27 protein-coding genes are annotated in these 25,015 nt (G+C 67.8%); 11 read left to right on the top strand and 16 right to left on the bottom strand.

Translation table 11 applies throughout. The annotated features are described in order from the left end of the window. Positions 1-124: 124 nt before the first annotated feature. The gene (locus IPG50_34170; protein MBK6697199.1) at positions 125-1,102 is read left to right on the top strand and encodes an MBL fold metallo-hydrolase; all 978 of its coding nucleotides are present in this window, start codon (positions 125-127) and stop codon (positions 1,100-1,102) included. A gap of 3 nt (positions 1,103-1,105) precedes the next feature. Here the strand turns inward: IPG50_34170 and IPG50_34165 are convergent, their stop codons facing one another. Both IPG50_34165 and IPG50_34160 read right to left on the bottom strand, forming a co-directional pair. After that, positions 1,106-1,819 (bottom strand): hypothetical protein, encoded by a 714-nt coding sequence (locus tag IPG50_34165; protein MBK6697198.1) that lies wholly within the window; start codon positions 1,817-1,819, stop codon positions 1,106-1,108. Positions 1,820-1,926: 107 nt separating this feature from the next. Further along, the gene (locus IPG50_34160) at positions 1,927-2,553 is read right to left on the bottom strand and encodes a hypothetical protein (GenBank protein MBK6697197.1); all 627 of its coding nucleotides are present in this window, start codon (positions 2,551-2,553) and stop codon (positions 1,927-1,929) included. A 185-nt stretch (positions 2,554-2,738) separates the two neighbouring features. Between IPG50_34160 and IPG50_34155 the strand changes: the two genes are divergently transcribed. Continuing rightward, positions 2,739-3,047: a hypothetical protein gene (locus tag IPG50_34155; GenBank protein MBK6697196.1), complete on the top strand. Its 309-nt coding sequence runs from the start codon at positions 2,739-2,741 to the stop codon at positions 3,045-3,047. 27 nt (positions 3,048-3,074) lie between these two features. Here IPG50_34155 and IPG50_34150 read toward each other — a convergent pair whose 3' ends face one another. From IPG50_34150 to IPG50_34135, 4 genes are all read right to left on the bottom strand, one after another. Continuing rightward, on the bottom strand, positions 3,075-3,944 hold the full coding sequence (locus IPG50_34150; protein ID MBK6697195.1) for a radical SAM protein: 870 nt from the start codon (positions 3,942-3,944) through the stop codon (positions 3,075-3,077). Positions 3,945-3,998: 54 nt separating this feature from the next. Further along, positions 3,999-4,940: a hypothetical protein gene (locus tag IPG50_34145; protein ID MBK6697194.1), complete on the bottom strand. Its 942-nt coding sequence runs from the start codon at positions 4,938-4,940 to the stop codon at positions 3,999-4,001. Continuing rightward, on the bottom strand, positions 4,937-5,440 hold the full coding sequence (locus IPG50_34140) for a hypothetical protein (protein ID MBK6697193.1): 504 nt from the start codon (positions 5,438-5,440) through the stop codon (positions 4,937-4,939). The genes IPG50_34145 and IPG50_34140 overlap by 4 nt, the downstream gene beginning before the upstream one ends. A gap of 76 nt (positions 5,441-5,516) precedes the next feature. Beyond that, on the bottom strand, positions 5,517-6,305 hold the full coding sequence (locus IPG50_34135; GenBank protein ID MBK6697192.1) for a hypothetical protein: 789 nt from the start codon (positions 6,303-6,305) through the stop codon (positions 5,517-5,519). A 141-nt stretch (positions 6,306-6,446) separates the two neighbouring features. On the opposite strand from IPG50_34135, the gene ylqF reads away from it, so the two are divergent. Further along, complete coding sequence (gene ylqF, locus IPG50_34130) at positions 6,447-7,334, top strand: ribosome biogenesis GTPase YlqF (GenBank protein MBK6697191.1); 888 nt, start codon at positions 6,447-6,449, stop codon at positions 7,332-7,334. Here ylqF and IPG50_34125 read toward each other — a convergent pair. The 5 genes from IPG50_34125 to IPG50_34105 all read right to left on the bottom strand — a co-directional run bounded on the left by IPG50_34125 (position 7,318) and on the right by IPG50_34105 (position 13,064). After that, the gene (locus IPG50_34125) at positions 7,318-8,652 is read right to left on the bottom strand and encodes a sigma 54-dependent Fis family transcriptional regulator (protein ID MBK6697190.1); all 1,335 of its coding nucleotides are present in this window, start codon (positions 8,650-8,652) and stop codon (positions 7,318-7,320) included. The genes ylqF and IPG50_34125 overlap by 17 nt on opposite strands. A gap of 39 nt (positions 8,653-8,691) precedes the next feature. Then, positions 8,692-9,528, bottom strand: a complete 837-nt coding sequence (locus tag IPG50_34120) for a hypothetical protein (GenBank protein ID MBK6697189.1) — start codon at positions 9,526-9,528, stop codon at positions 8,692-8,694. Then, positions 9,525-11,084: a serine/threonine protein kinase gene (locus tag IPG50_34115; GenBank protein ID MBK6697188.1), complete on the bottom strand. Its 1,560-nt coding sequence runs from the start codon at positions 11,082-11,084 to the stop codon at positions 9,525-9,527. Before IPG50_34115 ends, IPG50_34120 begins: the two co-directional genes overlap by 4 nt. Continuing rightward, the gene (locus tag IPG50_34110) at positions 11,081-11,818 is read right to left on the bottom strand and encodes a hypothetical protein (protein ID MBK6697187.1); all 738 of its coding nucleotides are present in this window, start codon (positions 11,816-11,818) and stop codon (positions 11,081-11,083) included. Before IPG50_34110 ends, IPG50_34115 begins: the two co-directional genes overlap by 4 nt. A 148-nt stretch (positions 11,819-11,966) precedes the next feature. Continuing rightward, positions 11,967-13,064 (bottom strand): hypothetical protein, encoded by a 1,098-nt coding sequence (locus IPG50_34105; GenBank protein ID MBK6697186.1) that lies wholly within the window; start codon positions 13,062-13,064, stop codon positions 11,967-11,969. 840 nt (positions 13,065-13,904) lie between these two features. Between IPG50_34105 and IPG50_34100 the strand changes: the two genes are divergently transcribed. From IPG50_34100 to IPG50_34070, 7 genes are all read left to right on the top strand, one after another. Continuing rightward, a complete protein-coding gene (locus IPG50_34100; protein ID MBK6697185.1) occupies positions 13,905-14,291 on the top strand; it encodes a DUF2237 domain-containing protein in 387 nt (128 codons plus the stop codon). 93 nt (positions 14,292-14,384) lie between these two features. After that, positions 14,385-15,152 carry a TetR/AcrR family transcriptional regulator gene (locus tag IPG50_34095; GenBank protein ID MBK6697184.1) on the top strand — a complete coding sequence of 256 codons (768 nt, stop codon included), beginning with the start codon at positions 14,385-14,387 and terminating at the stop codon, positions 15,150-15,152. Next, a complete protein-coding gene (locus IPG50_34090; GenBank protein MBK6697183.1) occupies positions 15,149-16,582 on the top strand; it encodes a hypothetical protein in 1,434 nt (477 codons plus the stop codon). The genes IPG50_34095 and IPG50_34090 overlap by 4 nt, the downstream gene beginning before the upstream one ends. Positions 16,583-16,591: 9 nt before the next feature. Beyond that, positions 16,592-18,280 carry a hypothetical protein gene (locus tag IPG50_34085; protein ID MBK6697182.1) on the top strand — a complete coding sequence of 563 codons (1,689 nt, stop codon included), beginning with the start codon at positions 16,592-16,594 and terminating at the stop codon, positions 18,278-18,280. Positions 18,281-18,714: 434 nt separating this feature from the next. Continuing rightward, a complete protein-coding gene (locus tag IPG50_34080) occupies positions 18,715-19,635 on the top strand; it encodes a DUF3829 domain-containing protein (GenBank protein MBK6697181.1) in 921 nt (306 codons plus the stop codon). A gap of 871 nt (positions 19,636-20,506) precedes the next feature. Further along, positions 20,507-20,659, top strand: a complete 153-nt coding sequence (locus tag IPG50_34075; GenBank protein ID MBK6697180.1) for a hypothetical protein — start codon at positions 20,507-20,509, stop codon at positions 20,657-20,659. Between the two features lie 91 nt (positions 20,660-20,750). Continuing rightward, the gene (locus tag IPG50_34070) at positions 20,751-20,945 is read left to right on the top strand and encodes a hypothetical protein (protein MBK6697179.1); all 195 of its coding nucleotides are present in this window, start codon (positions 20,751-20,753) and stop codon (positions 20,943-20,945) included. Positions 20,946-21,050: 105 nt separating this feature from the next. On the opposite strand, the gene IPG50_34065 is transcribed toward IPG50_34070, so the two are convergent. From IPG50_34065 to IPG50_34045, 5 genes are all read right to left on the bottom strand, one after another. Beyond that, entirely contained in the window at positions 21,051-21,671 is a 621-nt protein-coding gene (locus IPG50_34065) for a glutathione S-transferase family protein (GenBank protein MBK6697178.1), read from the bottom strand. A 187-nt stretch (positions 21,672-21,858) separates the two neighbouring features. Then, positions 21,859-22,233, bottom strand: a complete 375-nt coding sequence (locus tag IPG50_34060) for a hypothetical protein (protein MBK6697177.1) — start codon at positions 22,231-22,233, stop codon at positions 21,859-21,861. Positions 22,234-22,241: 8 nt separating this feature from the next. Then, positions 22,242-22,886 carry a hypothetical protein gene (locus IPG50_34055; protein ID MBK6697176.1) on the bottom strand — a complete coding sequence of 215 codons (645 nt, stop codon included), beginning with the start codon at positions 22,884-22,886 and terminating at the stop codon, positions 22,242-22,244. After that, complete coding sequence (locus tag IPG50_34050) at positions 22,887-23,477, bottom strand: hypothetical protein (GenBank protein MBK6697175.1); 591 nt, start codon at positions 23,475-23,477, stop codon at positions 22,887-22,889. 185 nt (positions 23,478-23,662) lie between these two features. Continuing rightward, on the bottom strand, positions 23,663-24,202 hold the full coding sequence (locus IPG50_34045) for a hypothetical protein (protein MBK6697174.1): 540 nt from the start codon (positions 24,200-24,202) through the stop codon (positions 23,663-23,665). A gap of 118 nt (positions 24,203-24,320) precedes the next feature. Here IPG50_34045 and IPG50_34040 point away from each other — a divergent pair, with 118 nt between their 5' ends. After that, on the top strand, positions 24,321-25,013 hold the full coding sequence (locus IPG50_34040) for a response regulator transcription factor (protein ID MBK6697173.1): 693 nt from the start codon (positions 24,321-24,323) through the stop codon (positions 25,011-25,013). The last annotated feature ends 2 nt before the right edge of the window (positions 25,014-25,015 follow it).

Genomic DNA, 25,015 nt, shown 5'->3' with positions numbered 1-25,015 from the left:
TTCCGTGTCCTTTCGTCCTGCCATTTTGGGTGCGCCCTTGTCGGGCCTTCGGCGCGAGCGAGCCCTGGCTTCGCCGCGCTTTCGCGACGGCCGCTTCGAGAACACCGTGCCGGTGCGAACGCCCATGAGGGCGGGCGAGAAGATGCCCACGGTGAGCGACTTCCTGTTCAAGAAGGGCGCGCGCGTACCGCAAGCGCCGCTGCCCGTCGAGTCGCCGCTCGAGGCGTGGAAGATCCCGTCGAACACGGGCCTTCGTGTGACCTGGCTTGGGCACTCGACGACGCTGCTGGAGATCGACGGCTTGCGCATCTTAACGGACCCCGTTTGGGGAGAACGTGCGTCACCGTCCTCGCTCGTCGGGCCGCGGCGCTTCCACAAGACGCCTGTCGCGATCCATCAACTTCCGCCGCTCGATCTGGTGCTCGTTTCCCACGACCACTACGACCACCTCGACTACCAGGCCATCCGCGAGCTCGCCGTTCGCGACGTCCCCTTCGTCACCTCGCTCGGGGTCGGCGCTCACCTCGAAGCGTGGGGCGTCCGCCGCGAACGCATCACCGAGCTCGATTGGTGGGAGGAAGCGAGCTTTCGCGGACTCGCGGTCACGGCCACACCGTCGCGCCATTTCTCCGGTCGCGGCCTCGTTCGAAACGGCACGCTGTGGTCGTCTTGGGTCATGAAGACCGAGCGGCACGCGGTCTTCTTCAGCGGCGATACGGGGCTCACAGAGGAGTTTCGAGCGATCGGCCAGCGCAAAGGGCCGTTCGATCTCGTCATGCTCGAAGTGGGCGCGTACCACCCGGCCTGGGGCGACATCCACTTGGGCCCCGACAACGCCATCTTGGCCCATGAGATGCTCGGCAGCGGAACGCTCTTGCCGGTTCACTGGGGCACGTTCGATCTCGCCGTGCACCCGTGGCAAGAGCCCGCCGAGACGCTCGCGCGTCACGCCGAGAAGAGCGACCTTCGATTGCTGACCCCGCGCGTCGGTCGTCCGGTGGAGCCCGGGCTCACGGAGCGAGTCGACGCGTGGTGGCGAGAGCTCGTCGCGGCGCCCACCCGAGAGCGGCTCTCTCTGTCGTTGGATCCCGCCGTTCGCTAGCCGTCAGAGTCCGCAGGGCGTCGAACACGGACCCTGAAGGCAGGTCACCGCCGTCGACGCCAGTGATGCGCCCGTCGAGTGGCTCGACTGGCAGCCGTTGACGCAGGTCGTTCCGGCCGTGCCCGCGGGGCACGCGGTGATGCACTGGAGGAACGCATCGCAATCCGTGTCGTCGAGGCAAGCGTTCCACTCGGAGCAGCAGTTATTCTCGGCGCACGTGTTGCACGCGGCGTTCGGGTCGATCTCTTGCTTGAGCGTGCACGAGCCGGTGCTTCCGGCGTCACCGCTGCTACCGCCGATGCAATCCTCGAAGGCCGTCTTCTTGCTCGTGCAGCCGCTCGTCACCGTGACCGCACCCTTGCTGTCGCAAGTGACAGCCGGGGGCTTGCCGCCGGTTCCCTCGCCGGCCGTGCAGTCGGTCAGCGCTTGCCACTCGTCGGCGCAACTGGCCGTTGTGGCAGCCTTCTTCGCGGCCTTGCAGGCCGTCTCGCACTTCGCCGTGTCTTCGCACGAGGTCGAGCGGCCACCGATGATGAGGCAGTAGGCGGGGCAGTCGGTCCCCGTGGCTGCCTTCGCGTCCGACGTGCTGCCGCCATCGGACGCGGCCGAGGCGTCGGCGCCGCCGTCGCCAAAGAGGAAGTTGTTCTTGCTGTTCGCGCAGGCCAACAACGGCAAGCAAAGGGCAATCGCGGCGAGGGAGGTGGACTTGAGCTTCACGGGCCCTGTTTTCGCAGAGATTCCGAAAGGCGCAAGGGCGGAGCAACGAGGCCCCTTTTGTGCGGCTTTTGTCGCAATGGACGCCCTGTTCCCCGGGAAGGGAGCGTCTAGGGGGCCTTGCGCAGAGGTCGCCTGAGCTCGCCCTTGGCGAACAGGTCGGCGCCGGTGCGTCGAGCTGTGCTTGCCTGCGCCGCGTCCAAGAAGGCTCGAACCCCCTCGTCGTGGTCGTAGCTCATGACGTTGTTGCGCACGCGCGAGTGGCCGTTTCCGAGGAAGTGCCCGAGCTCGTGGGCCAGCACACCAGCCTTCGCCTCGCTCGAGACGAGCACGTAGCGTTTCGACGGATCGCGCAGCGAACGCCACGCAACGCCCATGCGTCGCCGCCCCGGCTCGTCGACGTCCATGAGCGAGCGAACGAAGAACGCGTTGATGACCTTGGGGGTGAGGTGGGCACCGAAGACGTCGCGGTCGGCCCGCGTCACGACGTCGACGGGACCGACGGCGAGGGTGGAGCGCGGAAGCTCCTCAAAGGCGAGCTGATGTTCACCGAAGACATCAGCGACGCGGGCCATCTGCTCGTCTATGAAGGCGGAAGTCGCAACGGACGCTCCGTCGACCTGTTGCGTGCGCAAGAGCACTGGAAAAGTGACGCGGGACGCGCCGGCGTTCGCCGGGCGCACCGTCAAGAGCGCCGCCGAGCCCAACAAAAAGCAGCGCCGATTGGGGGTGAACATCGCGGTGACCAGAATAGTCGCATGGGACTGGACTGTCTCTGCGGGGTGGATCGTTGGATCACCAACGAATCAGGCGCCACGCGGGATCGCGAGCGAGACGCGACGGAGCCGTGGCCGATGCCGCGGCATGGTCGATGCTCCATACGTCGCACGGCGTTCGCCGAAGGCTTCGAAGGGAATCGCCGATGCACCTCTCGCTCAAAGTTGCCGCTGCTGCCACGGCGCTCTCCCTGACGCTGACGACAAGCGCGGCGCGCGCCGAGGGGCCGCTCGGCTTCTTCGAGCTTGCCTCGTCTGTCGAGGCGGGAGCCACGCTGCCGACCAGCTCGACGCAGCAGAAGTCGCTTTCGCTCGAGCTCTTGATGCCGCTCGTGCGAAACCACTTCACGCGCATCCTGGCGGGCATGGGCCCTCGCGCGTTTACCCAACAGGTCGTGACGATGCCCGAGCTCTTGGGCGTCGGCCTCGCCTCGTCGCTCCGCGCTGAGTTTTGAGGACCGCTGAAAGGCGCGGCATGCCGCTCACAGCCCCCGAGAACGCTCCGGTCGTAGCGGGAGCGCGCCGGCGAGCGCGAGCTCGATGGTCTCCACGATGCGTTCGCGGTCGCGGGGCAAGCGGCCACCGAGCGGCAAGTAGTTGGACGCGTGGTTGGTGCGGAACATCGCGTCGGTTGGGCGCGCGTGCTCGACCATTTTTTGCAGCTCCCGGAGGAGACCGTCAACCGGCGGAACCCTGAACTTCCCTCGCGCCGCTAGCTTGGCGAGCGGCGTGTGCGGAACGACGGTCACCGTCAGCGCAGAGAAGTATTCCGGATCCATTTTCGTGACGAGCTCCCCCGTCGCGCTGGCGTGTTCGATCGAGCGCTCGCTCGCGATGCCCAAGAGCGCGATGACGCTCAGCTCGAAGCCGGCCTCGTGCGCGCGCCGGGCCGCTTCGACGTGGGCCGCCGCGTTGTCGCCCTTGGCGATGCGCTTCAGCGTCACGTCGTCGCCCGACTCGGGGCCGATGTAGAGCAGCGAAAGCCCGGCCTGCCTCAGCTCGCGCAGTTCGGCGTCGGACTTTTCGAGGACGTTCCTGGCCATCGCATAACAAGAGACGCGCTCAAGGTTTGGGAACGCGTCCTTGGCGCACTGAAGGATGCCGCGCCAATGGTCCATCGGCATCACGAGGGCGTCGCCATCGGCGACGAAGAGCTTGGTCACCTCTTCGCCGAAGGAGCGACCGGCAACGTCGAGGTCTGCGAGCACCTCGGCGAGGTCGCGCACGCGGAAGGCCTTCTCCCGGTACATGTCGCAATACGTGCAGTGGTTCCACGAGCAGCCGATGGTGGCCTGCACGATGAGGGAGTGGGCCTCCGACGGGGGCCGGTACAGTTTTCCCTCGTAGCGCATGGCCCGCGCATAGCAGAGGCGCCAGAAGAGCGCGACGGCCAGCGAACCGGGACCCTACGGCGAAGGAATGGTTCCGCGCGTCTCGAGGGGCTTTGGCGCGTGTTTGAAGTCGAAGCCGTAGACGAAGAGCGCGTAGATGAACGACTGAACGAGCCCGCCGCGGTCGATGGGCATGTCTCGCTCGTAGGCGAGGTGCACCTCAAAGGGGTTGTAGCGACCGATGACCTCGTAGGTGAGATCGAGCTCCGATGGTGCGACGACGTTGCCTCCGCGGCGGTCGGAGAAGAAGGTCCCGTCGACGCCGATGGATAGGTAATCGTGCCAAACGGAGAGCTCCGTGTGAGCCACGTAACGGAAGAGCGCGAGGCCCGTGTTGTCGGGCCGCGCCGCGTAGGTCGGGTTTACGCCAAACCAGCCGAGGGTCACGTACCCGGAGATATCGCCGTCGGCGAGCTCCCGCCCGAGCGACGGCCAGACGGTGGCGAGCGAGTAGAGGAGGCGGCCTCGCACGTCGGCGTAGGTTTGCGAGAACGAGCCTTGGTCGATGGGTCGATCGTGCTCGACGCGCGCGCCAAGCTCGAGGTCAGCGCCGCGAACCAGGGATTGCGTCGTCGTCACGCCACCGATGACATCGAACTCCGTCGGCAGGAGCACGCGCCCACCGCGACGCTCGCGGTCGGTGAACATGTTCACGTCGATGGGAATGGAGAGCTTTCGGCCCAAGAGATCGACGTCCGTGTGGAGCGCGTACCGGAAGAGCGCGAGGCCCGTGTTGTCAGGCCGAGCGGCGTAGCTGGGGTTGTAGAGCGCGGCGCCAAGGCTGAAGGCACCGGAGACGTTGAACTCCTCGGCATCGCCGCCGACTTGCCCGCCGTGAGCGCTCCCCTGCTTGTCGAGACCAAAAGCGTCGGGCGACGTCGAGAGGAGAGCGGCCGCCGTTGCCAAGCTGGCGAGCCGCCCGAAGCGCATCGCCGTCGTCGGCGCCCGATGCGTCATCGGCACGCGAACACCGTCGGAATTTCTGTGGGCGCACAGCTACCGGCTGCGCAGGGAGCCGCCGCGTCCGGCGCGCACGTGGTGCGATCGGTCGCCGGCGGACACGCGGCGAGGCACTGGGAAAACCAGCGGTCCTGCGTCTCTCCTTGGAACGTGCTGCGAAAGAGGCAACACGCGAGGCCGCTCTGGCAATCGCGAGCGTCAAAACACGAGATGGCCGCGGCAGCGGCGCCTGCGCAGGTCTTTCCGCAAGCGGGAACGGAGCCGGCGGCGATGCAGCACCACGAATCCTCCGCACCGCAAGACTTCGCCCCGCACGCCACAGCTCGCGCGGCGTCGCTCGCAGTCTCGGCCGCCGCATCGACGCAGCGCGCGCACGTTCCACCGGAGAGTTCAGATGTGCCGGAGAGCACCGTGCACGCGCCCGTGAGAGCGGCCAAGGCGGCGGCCACGGCCGTCGCCGCCGTGGCCAATGCGCGCGCCGGGGCCCCAAGAGTCATGGCGACGCAAGGTAGCAGTCAGTCGCCGTCCCGCGCCCGATCATCGACACGTGGAGAGCCTCGGTTCGCGAAGCCATCAGGCCTCCATGGAGCCGCCGCCGGCGTCGCCCGCACCGAAGTCGCTGTTGCCGCCAAAATCGTTTCCGAAGGACTGCTCCTGCCCGCTCGCGCCCTCCGCGCCCCCGCCACCGCCCATGCTCTCGGCGCCCGCGTTCCCCCCCTCGGTGCCGCTTCCACCGGCGCTGTCGCCTCCCGCGCCGCCCCCCCCTTGCTCGCCGCCTTCTTGTCCACCCTGGCTTTGCCCGCCGCTTTGTCCGGCGCCCTGACCCGCTCCCGCATTGGCTCCCGGCGCGCCGCCCGGCGCCGGTGCCGACGCACCGGACGACCGCCCCGCCGCCCCGAGCATGCTCTGGAACATGCCCGCAAAGCTTTGCATGAGCTGCGCGGGGTTGACCTGCGACGCGGCCGGCGCGGCTTGAGCAGCCTGCGGCCCGAGCAACTGCTGGAGCAGCGGCAGCGGGATCGTGGCTTGCGACACGCCCGGCTGGCCGAGACCAAGCTGGGTCCCTAGCTGCGGCACGCCGAGCTGCGTCGTCGGGAGCTGCGGCAGGATCGTGTGGATGGCGGCCTGGGGTCCGTGCGCCGCGGTGAACGCGTCGAGCGGATCGTAGTCACCTCCGACGTGCCCCGCCAACGCGGTTCGTGAGATGCCCCCCGCGACGGCGTCGAGCGCCTGGTCGTCAATGGCGGCCCAGGGCAGTGTTCGCGCGGTCGTCCTGGTGCTCTTCGCTTGGCTCATGTTCATCGCCTCCGAGCACCAAGGAGCAACGACGGTGCCGTCGCAAAACTGCTGCAATTTCGGCATTTGGTGCCCGTTTTAGCGAACGGCCCGTTCGCATGGAACGGCCCGTTCCATGAGCCTCACGGTGATCCAGGGCGGACCCCAAGGCCGCCAACGCGGGCGCGTGTTATGGGAGGAGCGCGCGAAGGCGCCCGAGAGCAACTCATGTCGATCCAGTGGTACCCGGGGCACATGACCAAAGCCCGGCGCGACCTCGCCGAGGCGATGCCTGCGCAAGACGTGGTCATCGAAGTCCTCGACGCTCGCATGCCTGGCGCGAGCGAAAACCCGGTCGTCCGCGAGCTAAGGCGCCACAAGCCCTGCATCAAGGTGCTCGCCAAGAGCGATCTCGCCGACGGCAACGCCACGCGCGCGTGGATCACGCACTTCGAGAGCCAACGACCGTGGGACTTCGCCGGTCTCGAGGGCGGCAAGGTGGTGGCCATCGGCCTCAGCGCCACGCGCCCCGGCGAAGCGCGCGCCAAGCTCCCGGAGCTGTGCAAGCTCTTGGCGCCACATCGCGCCGGAAAGACCGTTCGCGTGCTCATCGTCGGCATTCCCAACGTCGGCAAGTCGACGCTCGTGAACACGCTCATGGAACGCAAGGTCGCGAAGGTCGGCGACGAGCCGGCCGTGACCAAGGCGCAACAAAGGGTCGTCGCGAAGAACGGAATGGCCTTCTCCGACAGCCCGGGGATCATGTGGCCGAAGATCGACGACGAGTCGGCGGCGCTCCGCCTCGCGTTGGGCGGAGCCATTCCCGACTCCGCCATCGACTACGTCACCGTGGGCATGTTCGCGGCGGGGCTCTTCTTGGAGCTGTGCCCCGCCGTCATGATCAGCCGCTACAAGCTGAAGAGCACGCCTGCTTCCGCCGAAGACTTGCTCCTCGAGATCGGTCGGCGTCGCGGCGGTCTAAAGGCCGGCGGCGTCGTCGACATGCACAAGGCCGCCGACGTCTTGATACACGACTACCGAAGCGGCGCCCTCGGGCGCATCACGCTCGAGCTGCCTCCTCCAGCGATGGCCTCCGCCGTCAAACCTTCGTCTTGAGCTTCTGAAAGTAGCGACGTCCGATCCCTGACGCGGCCGCGGCGCGCGCGACGTCGCCGTCATGAACGTCGAGCATCTTCTTCACGAAGCGGCGCTCGAACTCGAGGATGGCTTCCTGACGGCCGCGCGGAAACGGGAGGCCCTGATCGACGAGGTGGTCGAGAAAGTCTCGCCCGCCGTCGGCGGCCCACGGCGACGCGGCGGCCCGGCCCAGCGAGACCTCACCGAGCGCGAGCTGGCGAGCGACCGCGTTGTAGAGCTCGCGCACGTTGCCCGGCCAATCGTACGACTCGAAGCGTGACAAGACCTCGGGCGACATGAGGTCACTGCCTCCGAGGAGCTTCCAGAAACAGTTGGCCAGGAGCGACACGTCGCCGAGGCGCTTTCGGAGCGGCGGCAGCTCGACGCGCGCGACAGCGAGGCGATAGAAGAGATCGTCGCGAAAGCGCCCCGCCTGCACCTCGCGGTCAAGCTCGCGACGCGTGGCGGCGATGACGCGCACGTCGACCTTCGTCCACTGATTGCCGCCAACGCGGCGCACCTCGGAGCGCTCGAGAGCGCGGAGCAGCTTGGCCTGAAGCGCGAGCTCGAGATCACCGATCTCGTCGATGAAGATGGTCCCTCGATGCGCTTGCTCGAAGACGCCGGCGCGCGAGGCGACGGCGCCCGTGAAGGCCCCCTTTTCGTGACCAAAGAGCTCCGCCTCGACGAGCGACGCGGACACTGTCGTGCAGTCAAAGATGACGAACGGCGCGCCTTTGCGAGGACTCGCCTCGTGAAGCGCTTCGGCGAGGACCTCTTTGCCCGTGCCCGTCTCGCCTTCGATGAGGACCGGCACCTGCGCCGCCGCGAGGCGCTCGAAGACCGGGTAGAGGCGGCGCATGGCCACGCTCGCGCCGAGAACCTTGTGGAAGCGTACGTCACCGGAAGCGGGAAGCTCGTGGGCGCGCTCGTCGACGTCGAAGCGCAGTGCCGTCGCGCCGATGCGAATGACGTCGCCGTGCGACAAGAAGGCGTCCATCACGCGGAGGCCACCGACGCGCGTGCCGTTGCTCGAGCCGAGGTCGACGATGCGCACGACGGTCCCGTCGCTCTCGAGGGCCGCGTGCCTTCGCGACGCGGTGCGATCGGTCAAGAGCACCTCGCAGGCTGGGCTCTTGCCGATGAGCACGCGGCGGTGCGCGAGGTCTTCGATGCGGAAGGTCTTGCCGAAGTCGGGCCCCTCCACGACCGCGAGCGTGACGCCCGTGGAGAACGCCGTCGGCAGCTCCGCCGTCGCCAAGATTTGGGTCGTCGGATCTTCGTCGCGCGGGTCCATCGGGTCGAATGCTACCTCGCTCGCCGCGGGGAGCACGATCTACAGCTCGGACAGCCGGGGCAAACGCGCACGGACAACGGGGCGCGGCGGTTCGGGGCGCAAGGAGAGATACGCCGCTGCCGCACCGGTAAGGAGCGCGACACCAAGGAGGACGTCGGCGGCAATGTAGCGGTTTCGGACGACCGCGACCTCGCGCGCCGAGCACGCCGCAGCGCATCGATCGAGCAGCTCGTTCTTCTCGGCGAAGCCGGCGACGCCGAAGGCCGCAAAACCGAGCGCCGCCGCCGCGGAAGCCGCGGCCAGCCCGAGAGGAAGAGCCTTCGACGGGGGTGGGTCTGCTTCGGTCTTCGCACCGCTCGACGATGGCGCGCTGGCCCGTTCGAGCGTTACGACGATCGCGCGATTCTTCTCGCCGACCCGCGCCACGACCGTCTCGAGCTTTGCCGCGTAGGGCGGGAGCTCGAACCAGACCTCGTGTTCGCCGGGATCGAGAGGCACGCCGAGCGCCAGCTTCTGTCCATCGAGCGGAGCCCCGTCGACGGTCACGCGGACGTTGGCGAGGTCGCGACCGTCACGATCTCGTGCGCCAAAAATGAGCGTCGGTTGGTCACGCTCCAAGCGCTCGAGGCGGTCAGCGCAGTCCCGCCGGACGAGGGTGTGGCACGACTCGCGCGCGCACGTGAGGTAGAGCTCGCGCGCCTCGGTGAGCTTGCGTCGTCCCGCAAGATCTTGCGCGCGGTCGAAGGCCGCCACGCACTCGGCGGCGGAGTCGTTCTTGCGTGCGTCACGGGGCCCGTCGGCGCGTGCGCCCGGGACCGCCGTGACGGAAGACAAGACCGCTGCGATGGCGCTGGCGAGGACCGACGTTCGCTTCACTTCAGGCACTCAGGTTTGTACCGCTTTCGACCGTCGTCGTCGAAGGTGAACGGCACCTCGCACGCGTTCGTCGCACCGGCGGCACGCGAAGGCGCGCGCGGCTTGCGGGCCTTCACCACCGGGACGGGCCCGCGAGCTCGAGGAGCCGTGGATGCGCCCCGGCTCGAATCAGTCGCGGCGACGTCGTCGACGGCGACCTCCGCGTCGTTGGGACCAAAGGCGGCGCGCGTGAGGGTGGCCAGCGCCGGAGGCGAGGCGGCCTCGGGCGCAGCCTTGATCGGTACCAGCGCCCCAGGCGCCGCGACCCGCGCGATCGCGGTTGCGTTGGCGCGCGCCATCGGAGGTTGCGGCGCACGGGCGAACGACAGGATGGCAACGACGGCGACGAGAACCGACACGCCAAGGGCGGCAACCATCGACGAGGTGCGCGCGCGCGGCGGTCGGCGCACCAGCACCGTCCGAGAGAGCGAAGCGTCGGTCTCCACGTCGAGGGTGAGAGGCGGCGAACTGGCAGGAGGCGGGGGCGGTTCAGACGCGGGCGAAGGCGGCTCGCTGTGTTCGGGAGCCGGAGCGAGCGGCGCCTTCCAAGCCTCGACCTTGGTCACGAGCGCGCTGCGGCGTTCGAGATCGTCGCCGCCGAGCCGTTCGAGGAGGCGCGAGACTTCGAGCTCCGAGGCGAGCGGACACGCGTCGGCTAGCTCCTGCGCCATCTCCTCGGCGGTCCCGTAGCGCCGCGCGACGTCGACGGCGAGCGCGCGCTGCACGATGGCGTCGAGCGCCGCCGGGACGTCGCTCACGATAGCGCTCGGAGGCGGAGGGGCGGAGGGCCGCTCGAGCGCCTCCGTGAAGGGACGACCGGTGAGGCATTCCCACAAGACGACGCCGACGCCGTAGAGGTCCGAGCGGCCCGTCAGCGGAAGCGCGCGCCGCTGCTCCGGCGACATGTACACGACCTTGCCGAGCGTTGTACCGGTGGCCGTAAGCTTCGAGCGACCATGCGCTTTGGCGACGCCGAAGTCCAGGAGACGACCGGCACCATCAGCTCCGACGAGGATGTTCTGCGGCGAAACGTCACGGTGAACGAGCGCTAGCGACGCGCCATCGGCGCCCTTGGCGTCGTGCGCCGCTGCGAGGCCGCGGAGCACGTCGCACAAGATGGCCACGACGACGGGGCGCGGCAGTCGCTCGCCGAGCGACGACGCTTCCTCGATGAGCGCCGCGAGCGAGGTACCGTGAACGTATTCCAAGACGAGGCAAAGCTCCGAAGGCGACTCGACGACGTCGAGGACCGGCACCACGTTCGGGTGACGCACACGACTCAAGACTCGCGCCTCTTCGCGAAGGCGTGCCGCAAGCTCGCCGCCGACGTCGTACGCACGATCGAGGCGCTTGATCGCCACGAGCCTCGACACCCCCGGGGAGACGTCGAGACGACCAAGGTGAACGGTCGCCATGCCGCCGCGGGCGAAGGCGTCGAACATGAAGTAGCGCCCGACGGAGCGCGGCGCTGTCACGTCCGGTGGGGACACGTCGACGTTCATGGGGGTCGGGTTCATTGTCCGCAGAAGAGCGAGACCACCTTCACCACGTCGCCGAAATAGTCGGCCCCGGTGCAGGCGGTCTCTTGGGTCTTCGCGCAATCCAGCGCCGCGGCGTAGGTCGCGCAGCCGCCCTTGTCGGCGGCGTCGAGGCACGCATCGATCCCGTCGACGTCGCAGTGACCGCAGAAGGCGTCCTCGCACGAGAGGAGGCGATCGTAGCGAGCGCCGCAGCCGCCTTGGCTCGTGTCGCCAGACATGGCAGCGATGCATCCCGGGTAGTTTACATACGTGTACGCGCCCTGATCGTAGAGGGGACCGCGCACCGTGGCGCCCTCGGGCGTGTTGGCGCATCGAAGGCAGGAGTCGTTCTCAGGCGCTTGCCAGAACTGGGAGCACGCCGCCGTGACGGTGTCGTTGTTCATGCAGGTGGCGAGGACCTGAATCTGCGTCGGGGAGCACGCGGCGACGCGCGCCGTGGGCGGCGGAACCCACGCCGTCGGCTGGAACGTGACGGGTCCCGGACTGCAGGTCCGCACTGGCGCAGCCGCTTCGAGCCCGCCGGCGTCGTCGGCGCGGTGCTCCATCGGGTTGGCGCGCGGACCGGCATCGTCGCCCACGACGGCGGACGTCGCAGCCACGGTCGGCGACGGCTGCCCGCCGCAAGCGACGAGCACGACCGCAGCCAACGCAAAGAGAGGCGAGCCTTGGGTCGGTCCCCGCGGGGGCGCGGAGAGCAGGGTTCGGAGCATCTCCCCCTTGCTGCAACCCCTAGGCCAGAGACCTGGCCCGCTCACCCTCACGATCTCGGCGGATTTTGCTACCCCGAGGCTGTCCACGGCGGCCCCCGCGAGCGGCTAGTGTCACCGGGGAAAGACGTGCCCCTTCACTCCGAAAGGGTCACTCGGGGATGGGCAGGCTGGCCACGACGCCGGCGGGCTTGTTCCCCGCGTAGGCGTGCGTTCCGTAATAGAGGCGCTCGCCGCTGGCGACGACTGAAGTGACGCCCTTCGCGTCCGCGAGCTTGACGTGTTTGGGCGCCGTGAGCGCGTCCTTGATCGCGTAGAGCGCGCCCCGCTTGCCATCGGCCACGTAGACGTTCTTGCCGTCGGCGGCCAAGTCGTAGACGCCGCCGAAGTCGTCGTCGAGCATCGTGGCTTCGGACGCGCCGCTCTTGAGAGCCATGACCTTCTTGCCCTGCGTGAAGTAGAGGTTCTTGCCGTCAGAGATGAGGTTCTCGGCGAGCGCATCCGCGGCAGGGAACTCAAGGACCGTCTTCGGGGTCCCACCGGAGAGCGGCAGACTGAAGATCGTCTGGGGCAGCACGCGGTTCGTGCGCGAGTCGGTGAAGTTCTTGTGCGTGATCACGAAGACGTGGTCGTCGGCGAGCGCCGTTTGCGAGATGAAGCCCGCGTAGTCGGCGAACTTGAATTCCCCGACCTTGCGCATGCCAGTGCCGTCGTGTTTGCCGACCATCAGCTCGCCGCCTTCGCGAACGACGGCGAACTTGTCGTCGGTCACCTCGAAGCCGGCAGGCTCGCCGCCGCCTTCGCCCGTGCAATCCTCGTCGGTGTAGATGCCCTTCTGAGAAGGCTCCGCTTCACTCGTATCCATGACGCTGATCCAGCAGCTCGACCCCGTCGCGACGAAGAGCTTCTTGCCCGCCTTGCGAACACGCGTGAGGCCAGCGTCGCTCACCTTCTCGCGACGACCGCCGCCGAGCGCGACGCGGCTGTACTTCCCTTCCCAATACGCAAACTCCTGATCGAGCTCAGGCTCACCCGACGCCACGAAGTGGTTCGCTGAGAAGTAGACGTGCGAATCGGTGGCCATGAGGCCCGCTGGATGTTCAACGTTGCGCGCGTGGGTCTTCACGCCAGCGCGCTCGAGCGCGTCTTCCGTCGCAACCCCCGGGTCGCTCGCGCCAGACCCGCTGCAAGCGGCGAGACCGAAGATCAACGGCAGGGCAACGAGGGCGGTGAGGGGGAGCTTGCTCATGGTGCCCGCCGGGAGCAGGCCGCGTGCCAAGCCCTTTGGGCCGGAAACGCGAGAGATTTCGATCCGCAAATTGCCCCATGGTGAGACGATATCCCACCTCAGCTGCGCCGCCGGCGACAGAGCGCGAGCAGGCTTATCGCGAGCAGGAGTGCCGGTCCGGTCGCATCGCGCGCGCCGCTCGTCGCGCAGCCCGCGCATCCACCACGTCGCGGCGCGCTGTCTGGCGACGAGGCGGGAGACACGACCGCCTCCTGCGTCGACTTTTTAGCAACGTCCTCGGCCTTGCGATCGCCCGGCGCGGACGGAGCTTCGCGCGCCGCGCTGGGCTCCTGGGCGGGCGCCCCATCCTTGGCTGCCCCTTGCGGCGAAGAGCGCTCCGCCGCGCAAGAAGGGCAGGCTCCGTGGACGCTACTCTTCGCCTCGCCGGTCTTGCGACGTGCGTCCTCGCAGGTCGGCCCGGAAGCGATAGCGCAAATGCGAGCCGTGGCCCGCTCCATCGAAGCGAGCGCGCGACACAACGTCACGCAGTCGGAGGAAGCGAGGTGCCCTTGGTCCGCCAGTTGGCGGTGAAGCTGCCCCACCTCCCGCTTCAAGCGCTCGAGCGTGGCCCCGATCGAGCTTCCTCCGTTGTCGCTCATATCCGCCGGGTCACTAGCCGCAGCACCGTCCCCGGCAACCAGCGTCACCGCAACGAGGAGCGAGCCCGTGACGAAGGTCGAGGCTCGCGCAATCGACGACCGAGGACGGAGACACGACCGTGCGACGGAGGTGGGCACCATTCGCCGCATGCTACCCGATCGAGCCCTTGCGGCGCCCGCGCGGGTGCTCCATGACGGCGTCATGAGTGAGAAGGCCCCCGCGCGAAGCGTCCTCGGCACCGAGCTCGCCGATTGCTCCCAGAACGCGGCCAAGACCACCGGCTTCTTCCGCGACGGGTGCTGCAACACGAGCGACGAAGACATGGGCTCGCACACCGTCTGCGCGCAGATGACCCAGGAGTTCTTGGAGTTCTCCAAAGCGCGGGGCAACGACCTCTCGACGCCGCGGCCCGAGTTCGGCTTCCCCGGCCTCGAGCCCGGGGATCGTTGGTGCATGTGCGCGGCGCGCTACAAAGAGGCGCTCGACGCAGGCCTGGCGCCGCCGGTGTTTCTCGGAGCCACCCACGAGCGCGCCGTAGAGGTCGTGCCGTACGAAGAGCTGAAGCGGCGCGCGCTGGACTTGAACTGACGACTTGAACTGACCGGCGCGAGCGCGCGCGGCGCGAAATCGCGGGCCCCGCCTTGACGGGCGGCGGGGGCGCGCTACTGAACAGCGTTCATAATGAACGACGTTCAAAATACGCCGCCGCGACGGCCGCGGCGCCAGAAGGTGACGAAGTGGGGCGACGGCGAAGGCCGGCGGCGCGACATCCTCGAGGCCGCCCGAGGCCTCGTCTTGGCCGGCGGCCCCTCGGCGCTGACGACCCGCGACGTCGCCGCCCGCGCTGGCGTGAGCCTCGGGACGCTCTACGTCTACTTCAAGACCAAAGAAGAGATCTTCGTCACGCTCTACGAGCTCCGCGTCGAGGACCTCGCGCGCGAGATCGACGAGCACACGCGAGACGCAAAGACGTTTGAGGCGCTCTTCGAGGTCGTCGCCGAACGCTACCTGCTCTTTTACGCCGACTACGGGCACGCGCTGAACGTGTGGTCGTTGATCGCGGATCCGGCGTCGGTGGTGGCCCTCCCCGAAGCGCTCCGCGCCGGGCTCACGGCGCGCGTCATGAATCTCCTGGTGTTGCTCCGCGAGCGCGCGCGCGCCGCGCTCCTTCGAGAGGGCCTCGTCGTCACCGACGAAGCTTTGGCCCTGCCGTTCGTGTGGATGGTGCTCTCGGGCCTCTCCGAACACGTGCGCGGCCCACGCTCCACGTTGCATGCGGCGTCGCCGCGCGAGGTCATTCGCTTCGCGGCTCGCACCCTCAAGCGTGGCCTCACGGCCTCATCGACCACGTCATCCACCTCGCCATCGACCTCGTCATCGCCCTCGTCATCGCCATCGTCAGCAAGGTCGACCCCCAAGAAGGCTCCCCGCGGAAAGAAGCGCTCATGAACACGTCTGCACCGTCGCCCGAAGCGAGCCCCGAGCTCCGCGACATCCAAGAGCAACTGAAGGCGTTGACGGTCCGTTGGTCGCTGCGAAAGGAGCTCGACGAAGGCCGCGCGCGGGCGCTGCGCCGCCGCGCCGCCGAGCTTTGCCACGAGCACTACCGGGCTCACATCCCGGCCTACGGCAAGGTCTGCGAGCGCATGCGCGTCGCCGGGCCGGCGAGCTTCGACACGATCCGCGCAAAGCTCCTCGTGCCCGACGACCTCTTCAAGTCGTACCCGCAGAAGACGCTCGACGAGGGCCGCTTCGACCTCATGAACGAGTGGGTGAGCCGCATCTCCAGCGTTCGCGTCGCCTTCGACACCACCGGCATCACCAACATCGATCAATGGATCGATCGCATGGAGGAGCGCGCCAAGGTGCGCCTCGTGTTTAGCTCCGGCACGTCGGGGCACATCTCTTTCGTCCCACGCGACGAGGCCACTTGGCGCGCCTTTACCGAGCTGCCGTTCCTCTACGTGGCGGCGGGCCTGGGCCACCGCGGCCTCTTGCCCAAGTGGAAGTTCTCCGTCGTCAAACAGCTCGGCAAGCGCCTACCTTCGTCGACCTACGCGGGCGTCGTCAAACGTCACGGTCTTCGTTCGCGGGATGGCTTTCTGTTCAATTTCGCCGGCGGCAACCAAGGGGTGCAGCTCGCCGGCCACGAGATCGGCAAGCTCACGCGCACGGCGCACTTTCTCTATCGGCAGCGAATGTCTGCGGCGGCGGTGCGCGCCATGCTGCGTGGGCCCAAAGACAGCGCAGAGCGGCTCCTCGTGGACGAGTTCCTCGATGCAACGGTGAAGCAGAAGGCCGAGAACTACGCCCGCATGCTCAGCGCGCTCCAGGCCTCCGCACGACGAGGAAACCGCGTCCTGGTCTTCGGCACGCCGGCGGTCCTCGTCGAGGCGTGTCGCTTCCTCGAGGAGAAGAACGAACGCATTCTGCTCCCGGAGGGCAGCACCGTTTCCTACGGCGGCGGCTGGAAGTCGTTCTCGGGGGAGCGCATCTCCGAGGCGGCGCTCGTCGCGCTTCTGCAGCGCTCGTTCGGCGTTCGGAAGAACGCGGTCATCGACTCGTATTCGATGACCGAGATCCACGGAATCATGCAGAAGTGCGCCGAAGGGCGCTTTCACGTACCGCCGTTTCTCGAGGCCATCGTCTACGACGAAGCGCTCGTCGCCAAGAGCGGCGACGACGTTCAAGGCACGCTCGGGTTCGTCGACCCGTTCGCCGTCTCCTACCCGGGCTTCATTCTCACCGGCGACAACGTTCGCCTCCTTCGAAAGCCGTGCGCCTGCGGATTGCCGGGCGAGACCATCTTGCGGGTCGAGCGCTCGCCAGGAAAAGACGTCAAGGGTTGCGGCGGCATCATGGCCCGCGTGAACGCCTGAGGAGCCATCATGCAAGTCGAACTCGCAAGACCCATCAAGAACAAGGCCTCCTCCCCGGAACGTGCCCTCGCCGAGCTGGCCCATGCGCACGACCTTCTAACGCGAGGCGAAGACGGCATTCTGCGCGTTCCGTTTTTGGTGCGCGGCAAGCTTCGCGTGCCCGAGGCCATCACACGTGAGGCCATCGACCATCGCTTTCGTGAGCTCGACGCGGAAGCGGGCCCCTCCGATGGCCTCCCCGGCTACGCGCGCGTGGGCGGCGCCCAAGTGCTCCGCGAAGTGGTGACGCGGCCCAAGATCGCTGGAACGCCGCGGTTCGTCTACACGGTGATGCCCGTCTTCGAGCCGGACGAGGTCATCGAAAGGGACGTCGCGGCCCTGGCCGAGGAGCTCTACGACCTGCCGGTGACGGAGATCGTGGCGTACGCCGACGGTCTCGCGAAGGCGTACCGCGAGAGCTTGGCCTTCATCAACACGGTACGTGACGCGACGCGCCTCACGGCCGAGTTGCCGGATGAAGAGCACGACCTCGCCTTCGCCACGGTGCCGATGCTGCTCGACGGAGCTTCCCTCAAGGCGAGCGTGGATCACGAGCTGTGCGCGTGGGGCCACTCGGGGAGCGAGCTACTCGATGGCTGGCGAGCCATCGACGCCGCCGTGATGCCGGCACCGGTTCATGCCACGCTTGCGCGCGCGCTCGCGGCACCGTTCGTCCCCCGAGAGGCGGAGATTCGCGCCATGCCCACGCGCCAGCTCCACATCACCGCCGGCAACGCGCCGCACATTCCCTTCTTCTCCGCCATGCGCGCCATCGCCACCAAGTCGGCGGCCGTGGTGAAGTCTCCGAGCGGGGCGACGATCCCCGGCGCCTTGTTGGCGCTCCTCGCGCTCGCCTCGAATCCGGACCACCCCATCACGAAGCACTTGTCGTTCGTCTATTGGCCTGGCGGCGACGAGAGCGTCGAGGGCGCGCTCTTCATGCCGGGTGCCTTCGATCGCGTCGTGGTTTGGGGAGCGCCCGGTGCCGTCTCTTCCGTACGAAGCCGCGCAGTGGGCACGAAGGTCGTCACGTTGGACCCGCGTTATGGCGTGTCGATGATTGGGCGCGAGCTCTTCGCCGAGGCCGACCTCGGCGCTGTGGCAAGCCGCGTGGTGGCCGACGCCCTCGTGGCCAATCAGAAGGCGTGCATCGCCTCGCAGGTCGTCTACGTGGAGGGCGGGCACGACGCCGACGTGGCGCGGTTCGCGGAGGCGCTGCGCGCCGCGCTTCACGCCTTCGACGAGGCGAGCCCGAATGTCATCGCGGACCAAGCGCGCGGCGACGTGCTCCGGCTCTTGAAGGGTCGCTTGCTCGACGCGGACTGGTACACGAACGAAAGCGGCGGCGGCGCGTTCTCGTCGGCCGTCGTCGTTTGCCGAGACGAGTTCTCGATGGCGTCGCATCCCATGTGTCGCTTCCTCGTGGTTCGCCCCGTCGCCGATCTCGATGAGCTCGTGAAGACCGGCCGCGTCTTGCATCACGGCGTCTCGACGGTCAGCGTATGGCCCGAGCCGCGCCGCAAGGCGCTGCGCACCGCAATCGCCGCGCAAGGCGTGAGCAACGTGCCACCGCTCGGCCAAAGCGGGACCGGGTTTTCCGGTCAGCCGCACGACGGCATGAGGGTGCTCTCGGAGCTCGTCGATTGGAAGAATGCGTAGCGGCCGGTGCGCGCAGACGCGCGAATCGACGAACGACTGTGCCTGATTGCCTGAGCTCTCGCAGCGGCGGACGCCACGCGAAGCGGTGCGACCCTTGGAGGTCGGCTCGCGATCCGTGACGGCCCACCGACGTCGCCACAATTCGCCGTCGCGCTTCACCCACCGCGTCTGACGCCGCGTGCAACGCCTTGCGGACGGGCGTTGACCGATGCCCGTAGCGGCAACGCTTTGCCGCGGCGCGCCCGCACGCGAGACGCTCTGCGGGCGGTGAGCAGCAGCCCGTTGCACTTCGTGTCGCGGGCGCGATCGCCAACCCCACGAACGTGGGTCAGTGCCAAGTGCGCCAAAGTGCACTCGGCGTGCAACGGTCAGAGAACGCGTGGCCGGCCTTCCACTTGCTCTGGGTCATCGAGCCATCGAGGAGGAGACCCACCATGACTTCGCGCTTCGTCACCGTTGCATTCATCCTGGTCGTGAACATCGTCGTCGCCGGTCGAGCGTCCGCCGCGGCCGATCCGGCGGTCGCGAAGCGAAACGCGATCGTCGACTTCTTCAATCACCAGGTACCGATCGGAGAGCGGTCGCTCGGCAGCTACTTCAAGCGATTCAACCCGAAGACGGGCCCCGCGTGCGCGTCGCCGGAAGAGGCGGAGAAGCTCACCGCGACGTTGATGCCGCACCCCGGCAAGTTCGACAGTGAGGTGGCGTCGCTCCGCAACGCCGCAAGGAGCGAACCGGCCGCACCGGCGCTCGACGCCGCGAGCATCGAGCTCGCCACCGCGTTCGAGGCGCTCGTCCAAGCGACCGACGAGAACTGGCGCTACTACGACACCGACGAGCACCGGAGCGACCTGTGCAAGAAGAGCAAGGCGCTCCACGGCAAGGTCCGCACCGCCGGTGCGCGCTTCCACAAGGCGCAGGCCGCGCTCTATACGCTCCTCCGCGCGGACGAGGCGAAGCGCAGCCAAGTCGAGCTCAAGGAGATCGAGGCTCGCTCCGGCAAAGGCGCCCATTACCTCAGGAAGAAGGCGATGATCGAGGCGCGCACGACGATGGACGCCGTCGATCGCGGTGTGCATCTCGGCCTCCCGGTCGCCGGTCCTGTCCGCACGGCACTGAAGAAGCTCGAGGTCACGAGGAAAGCGCTCTCCACGTATCAGAAGGCGCACGAGGGCGGGGCGAAGGAGAGCGGTTTCGTCCACTTCACGGCGATGATCGACTCGTTCGCCGCGGCGGCCACGCAGTACGCCGACGCGCTCGCGGTCGGAAAAGCGGACGTCGACGACGTCATCGGCGCCTTCAACCGCGCCGTGGAGTCCTCGAACCGCGTTCGCTTCAGCGCGGCGTTCCACTGAGCCGATCGCATTCTTGAGCTTGCTGGGGCGCACCGGTGGGCCGGGGTTTCGCGCGCCGAGCGTCGCAGGCAACTCTTCGCCGGCCCAGCTCGCGGTGGGAGCGCGTCGAGCGTCGTCTACACGGCGCAGTACGTGGTGGGTCCTGACGTCGCTGTAGAGACGGCGCGAGGCAACGCGGGGCGTGACGAGACCCTTGCGTCGCAGATGGCGCGCTAGGTCTACTTCTCTTCCGGCGTGGGTCACCCTTTGGAACGCCTTCTCTCCTTCGACGTGGCACCAGATGGGGGGCATCGTCGACGAGATCCTCGCGCGGCCGAGTCCGCTGCGACCCTGGGTCGTGCGGCTCCAGCCCGGGATCCAAGATGACGCCGTGGCTCGCCTGCGCGCCGCAAGCCTGACCATCGAGCTCCGCGGACCGTTCGGTACAACTTGAACCGGGTTAGCCGTGTTGGTTCGGCGGCCGGGCGCGACTGTCTGGCTCGAGCGCGCCCGAGAGGACGCGCTCCGCGCGGCCTTTCGAGCACCGCGCGCGTAGCCACGATGGCGCGTAACGGTCGTCGAATAAAATGGATCCGTAAATGCGTAAATCCTTGATTTGGCAAGACTTTGCCACGTCGCGCTAGGCGACACGTTGCCGAAACTTGCGAGCGCGCTCGACCACGCGAGGGCACCGAGGGCGCAAGTCTCGGATATGCGGCGCCGCGCATGTCGGGAGACCGGCGGCACGCGCGCTGCAGTGGGTTGAGTCGTAGCGCGGCGATGAAGATTCCGCGGGAGAGCTTCCGCTCTCCAACGCGAGGAGGACGCCCGCATAGCCTTTCACGACTCACGAACAACCACAGCGCACCGTGCGCGGAAAAACGAGCCCACCATGAACTCCTACGAATCAACGCCGCAGCAGCTCGAAACGCTCAACGACGAAGACCTCGGCTCCATCGCCGGTGGCCGCATCGACGTGAATCCGTGCCCGCCGCAGCCGACCTTCCCCGACCCCGATTGCTGGGCCGGGCCCGAGTATCTCTGAGCCCTTACCACGCCACTCCGGCGGCTTCGCGCCGCCTGCCTCTCCTTCAAAGACCTTCGCACCCTCCCACCGACTTACGGAGCCCGTCCCCATGAAAACGCCCCCCGCGTGCGCCAACGCCTTCGCCACACAAGAGACGCAGGAACTGTCGCCAGATGACCTCGCGCGCGTGCAAGGCGGCGCGGTGTGGTGCATCCTGTTTCAAGACGGAAGCTCGATGTGCGTGCCCATCGACCCGCCCGAGCCACCCGGTCTCGGCAATCTCAGCGATCTCAACGCGCCCTGATCACACTCTCGATTCACCCGACCGCTCGAATCAGAGAACCACGGCCTTCACGGCTCTGTCCGCGCGCGCCAACGCCGGCTCGCCTCGACGGCGGGGCCGATGGGATCAGCGCTTGAGGCCGTGCGCCTCGCGGACGGCTGCGTTCCGTGCGTCCGCGCGCTGGAGCGCAGGGCGAGCCGCGAGGCGCTCGGCGTATGCGGTGAAGGCCGGCCGCGGCTCGATCATCTTGAACATGAGCATGTATCGGAGTGTTCCGCCGAAGATCACGTCGGCCATCGAGAAGGTGTCACCCAGGATGAACCCCTTTTCGATCGCACCCTCGATCGTGTCGAGCATCGCGGCGTACGAGCCCCACCCGGCCTGACCGTCGCGATAGGTCCAGCCTGCCGCCTTGGCCAGTGAGCACGGCTCGATAACCGACGGCGAGAAGAACGACCACCGGAGGAACGTTCCGCGAGCCGGGTCATCGAGACGCGGAGCGAGCCGCCCGCTCGCATAGCGGTCCGCGAGGTAAACGCCGATCGCGGCGACCTCGGTGAGCACCGCGTCGCCGTCGGTCAGGATGGGGAGCTTGCCCATTCGATTGAGCGAGAGGATCTCGGGAGACTTCTGCTCGCCCTTCGGCACGTCCACGAAGCGGAGCTCATACGGGACTTCGACCTCCTCGAGCATCCACACGACGGTGGCGGCACGGGTGAGGGGGTGGTGATAGAGCACGATCGACATCGGGACCTCCTGGGGCCGCCGAGTCTAGACTGCGGTCGGCCCGTGTCCCAAGGTGCTCGACGACCTATGCGGCGTCGTGGACCGATGAGCCAAGACCCCAGAGCTCCTCCGCCGCCTCGCGCACGGGGAGACGCCCCGCGAGGATCGCGTGAGGGTCACGGGGATGCACTCGCTCGATCGCGCAGGCCTACTCGACGAAGGCGAAGTAGTCCCGGTTGTCTTCCAGGTATCGAACCTGCACAGTCGCTCCGGGCGGATAGCGCGGAAAGTCGTACGGGTTGAGGAGCGTGGTCGATTCGAGCAGGAACCCTTGCCCGCCGACGCCCGCGTCGGCCTGAACCTGCAGCTTGAATCGAACGTAGTGGAGCGCGTCGCGTCGAGATCGGGTGTCCGCGGCCGAGACAATGGTGGCCGTCACGCGCGTTCCGCTCGATTGCGCTCGGGCAATCTCGGCCGGACCGTCGTGCTTGGAGCACGCGATGGGCGCACTCATCGCCATGATCAGGAGCGCCTGCGATGTGCTGACGGCGAGGCGGCGCAAGAGAGCAGGCATCTGGATCATCGCTCCAGCTAGTTGTTCATCCGGGTCCCGCACACCATCTCGATGTGGTCACCCTTCTTTTCGAGGGCGCAGAAGCCTTCCGAAAACCAGACAGGGTCGCGCACGAAGTGCGTACTGGAGTAGGCGTCGGGATTCCGCCCGTACGCCGAACCTTGAACCGTGGCCGACGGCACCCAGTCGGGCGGCCGGAGGCACGACTTCCAGCTCGTCGCCATCCGGTCGAACGTGTCAGGAGGAAGGGCGGAGAGCGGTAGCGTTCGGCAGCTGTAGACGCGCCGGCGGTTGACCGAAGGGCGGCGAGTCGTTTCGACGACGCACACATCAAAGCCCGATGGGATCACGAGCCCGAGATTCCTGGACTCGTGCTCGTCACCAATGTCAGGAGCGCCACGCGGGATCGCGAGGTCCTCGCGGGGGCCTGGAAGGAGACTCATCGCGATGGCGACGCGCTTCACCGCACCGCAGTGAGCTTCCGCGTCGAACACGCGAATCCCCGCCTCAGCCGTTCGACCGCCGGAAGGTGCCGGAGCGGCAGACGATGACGTAGGCGCGGCATGAAGCGGCGCGTCGACCTCTGGCTTGGGGTTGCGGCGCGCATCGCACGCCAGCGCTCCCGCCATGAAGAGAACCGACGCGCGCCGAGCCGCACTCATTCAGAACGGGAAGTTCGTGTAGCTCATCGTGAGAAACGACCCGTCGGGCTTCGTCGCGATGATGGTGTGACTCTCGAGATCGCCGTCTTCTGCAATCGAGTGGCTGCGCGACGAGATCGCGGAGAAGTCCGACACCGGGAGGAACGTCTTGCGGACCGCCGAGGCGAGTCCCTTGATCGCTTTGGCCGCATCCTTTGACTCGTCGTCTTCGGCGTCGGCGAGCTCCTCGGCGGCCCGCTCTTCGAGGACGCTTGCGACCCCGTCCACGCCCGAGGCTCCCCAGGTGAGGTCGAACCAACCGAGTTCGATGTCCGACGCGTTCGTTCCCGTGACGTCCTCGAGGATCTTCTTCACTGAGGTGCCGCGCGGATATTCCTTCACCGCGAACGACATGCCGTAGTCGTTGTTCTTCGCGACGTTCGCCTTCGTGACCGCCGACTTGAGCGCACGAACCTTCGACGCCGGTGACCGGAGCTCGGACTCGGAAGCCTCGGACTGGTCCGCGTCGACCGGTCCGGCAGAGCAGCCAGCGGCCGCCGCGCCAACAAGAGCCAGGAAACCAACCGCCCAAACGCTGAGGTGTCGTTGCATGTGCGCCTAGATGCCACACCATTCCGCATGCGCAAGGGCTGAAATCGTGCGAGCGACGACCTTTTGCGGCCTTGCCCCATCCCTGGAGCGAATCGAGCGGCCGCCTGGCCGACAGTCATCGGCGCCCCGAGGCAGCTGTCGGGAGCGGGCCGCGTCGGGCGCAGCGGCGACCGCCTCTATGAACCTCAGCGCTGTCCCGTCCGCTCGGCGATCGCGATGTGCATGTCGGCGGGCGTACGGCCGAGCGGCTCGAGCCCCGCCGCACCACGGGCCTCGTCCCATTCGGTAGCGCAGTTGTTGGAGAGGAGCGCGTATTCGGGCGGGTCGCTGGCCGCCGCGCGCAGGTGCTGGAGGAGTCCGAGAGACTGGTCTCGATCGAGCGGCTCGTCGTAGCTGCGCGTGATGGCGCGCACGTCTTCGTTCTCGAACCAGCGGCCCGGCGAGCCCTGAAGGATCGTGCTCCAGGGCGCGTCGTCGGCGGGCCCGAAGCTGACCGTCACATCGCGCGCCATTGCGGCCGCCGCGCTCTCACAGTGGACGGTGGCGCTCACGTGGTCGGTGATAGGAGCGAACTCACGGAGCTCGGTCCGCGCGACGCAGGTCGCGTCGGGCTCGGTGGCAACGAGGTCGTAGACCTGCTCGAGGGTCGAGCGCCATCCGGCTAGGCCGCCAGCGACGGAGTCGAGGATGACGGTGTCGAGGCCGTCGAGAACGCGAGTGCTCATGGATCGGTCTCGATGCAAGGCACTTGCCGACCTCGGCCCCGCCGGGAGCGTGGACGATCGGCCGACGCATCCTTCTCCCAGAGCACGGTCGCCAGGGTGCTTGCGATACCATCCCGCTGTGGCGCGTATCCTTCTCGTCGACGACGACACGTCTCTTCTGGACGTCTTGGGCATGGCCATCACCGATGCTGGTTATGAGCTCGTGACGGCACGTGACGGTCAGGCCGCCTACTCGCTCGCGTCCGTCGACGCTCCCGCGCTCATCATCAGCGACGTGAACATGCCGCGGCTCGATGGCTTCGCGCTCTGCCGAAAGCTTCGCGAGGCCGGGAGCGCCGTCCCCATCATCTTGCTCACCTCGCGCGACGGTGAGATCGACGAGGCGCTCGGTCTCGAACTCGGCGCCGACGACTACGTCGCCAAGCCCTTCAGCACGCGGGTCCTCCTGGCCCGCGTCGCGGCCCTGTTGCGGCGCGACGCGCTGCGGAGGGACTCCACGACAGAGCGTGAGACGGTGAGCATCGGCGCCCTCGCCCTCGATCCGCAGAGGCTCGAGGCGCGTTACCGCGGAACGGTCCTCGCGCTCACGGTCACCGAGTTTCGTCTTCTCGAGGCCCTTGCGCGCCGCCCCGGCGTGGTGCTCTCGAGGGAACGACTCCTCGAGATCGTTCGGGGGCACGACTCGATCGTCGTCGAGCGCATCGTCGACACCTACGTCAATCGTGTGCGGCGCAAGCTCGAAGCCGTCGACCCGTCGTTCACGGCCCTCGAGACGGTCATCGGCGCCGGCTATCGCTGGCGCGAGGGCTAACC

The sequence above is a fragment of the Myxococcales bacterium genome (assembly GCA_016703425.1).
Lineage (GTDB): Bacteria > Myxococcota_A > Polyangia > Polyangiales > Polyangiaceae > JADJCA01.
The sequence above is the reverse complement of the archived record's forward strand: the minus strand, read 5'-3'. Positions and strand labels throughout refer to the sequence as shown.

Bases quoted from the DNA above. Each gene is read 5' to 3' on its own strand.
- IPG50_34170 (MBK6697199.1), top strand. From the start codon at position 125: ATGAGGGCGGGCGAGAAGATGCCCACGGTGAGCGACTTCCTGTTCAAG.
- IPG50_34160 (MBK6697197.1), bottom strand. From the start codon at position 2,553: ATGTTCACCCCCAATCGGCGCTGCTTTTTGTTGGGCTCGGCGGCGCTC.
- IPG50_34155 (MBK6697196.1), top strand. From the start codon at position 2,739: ATGCACCTCTCGCTCAAAGTTGCCGCTGCTGCCACGGCGCTCTCCCTG.
- IPG50_34150 (MBK6697195.1), bottom strand. From the start codon at position 3,944: ATGCGCTACGAGGGAAAACTGTACCGGCCCCCGTCGGAGGCCCACTCC.
- IPG50_34145 (MBK6697194.1), bottom strand. From the start codon at position 4,940: ATGACGCATCGGGCGCCGACGACGGCGATGCGCTTCGGGCGGCTCGCC.
- IPG50_34140 (MBK6697193.1), bottom strand. From the start codon at position 5,440: ATGACTCTTGGGGCCCCGGCGCGCGCATTGGCCACGGCGGCGACGGCC.
- IPG50_34135 (MBK6697192.1), bottom strand. From the start codon at position 6,305: ATGCCGAAATTGCAGCAGTTTTGCGACGGCACCGTCGTTGCTCCTTGG.
- ylqF (MBK6697191.1), top strand. From the start codon at position 6,447: ATGTCGATCCAGTGGTACCCGGGGCACATGACCAAAGCCCGGCGCGAC.
- IPG50_34125 (MBK6697190.1), bottom strand. From the start codon at position 8,652: ATGGACCCGCGCGACGAAGATCCGACGACCCAAATCTTGGCGACGGCG.
- IPG50_34115 (MBK6697188.1), bottom strand. From the start codon at position 11,084: ATGAACCCGACCCCCATGAACGTCGACGTGTCCCCACCGGACGTGACA.
- IPG50_34110 (MBK6697187.1), bottom strand. From the start codon at position 11,818: ATGCTCCGAACCCTGCTCTCCGCGCCCCCGCGGGGACCGACCCAAGGC.
- IPG50_34105 (MBK6697186.1), bottom strand. From the start codon at position 13,064: ATGAGCAAGCTCCCCCTCACCGCCCTCGTTGCCCTGCCGTTGATCTTC.
- IPG50_34100 (MBK6697185.1), top strand. From the start codon at position 13,905: ATGAGTGAGAAGGCCCCCGCGCGAAGCGTCCTCGGCACCGAGCTCGCC.
- IPG50_34095 (MBK6697184.1), top strand. From the start codon at position 14,385: ATGAACGACGTTCAAAATACGCCGCCGCGACGGCCGCGGCGCCAGAAG.
- IPG50_34090 (MBK6697183.1), top strand. From the start codon at position 15,149: ATGAACACGTCTGCACCGTCGCCCGAAGCGAGCCCCGAGCTCCGCGAC.
- IPG50_34085 (MBK6697182.1), top strand. From the start codon at position 16,592: ATGCAAGTCGAACTCGCAAGACCCATCAAGAACAAGGCCTCCTCCCCG.
- IPG50_34080 (MBK6697181.1), top strand. From the start codon at position 18,715: ATGACTTCGCGCTTCGTCACCGTTGCATTCATCCTGGTCGTGAACATC.
- IPG50_34075 (MBK6697180.1), top strand. From the start codon at position 20,507: ATGAACTCCTACGAATCAACGCCGCAGCAGCTCGAAACGCTCAACGAC.
- IPG50_34070 (MBK6697179.1), top strand. From the start codon at position 20,751: ATGAAAACGCCCCCCGCGTGCGCCAACGCCTTCGCCACACAAGAGACG.
- IPG50_34065 (MBK6697178.1), bottom strand. From the start codon at position 21,671: ATGTCGATCGTGCTCTATCACCACCCCCTCACCCGTGCCGCCACCGTC.
- IPG50_34060 (MBK6697177.1), bottom strand. From the start codon at position 22,233: ATGATCCAGATGCCTGCTCTCTTGCGCCGCCTCGCCGTCAGCACATCG.
- IPG50_34055 (MBK6697176.1), bottom strand. From the start codon at position 22,886: ATGAGTGCGGCTCGGCGCGCGTCGGTTCTCTTCATGGCGGGAGCGCTG.
- IPG50_34050 (MBK6697175.1), bottom strand. From the start codon at position 23,477: ATGCAACGACACCTCAGCGTTTGGGCGGTTGGTTTCCTGGCTCTTGTT.
- IPG50_34045 (MBK6697174.1), bottom strand. From the start codon at position 24,202: ATGAGCACTCGCGTTCTCGACGGCCTCGACACCGTCATCCTCGACTCC.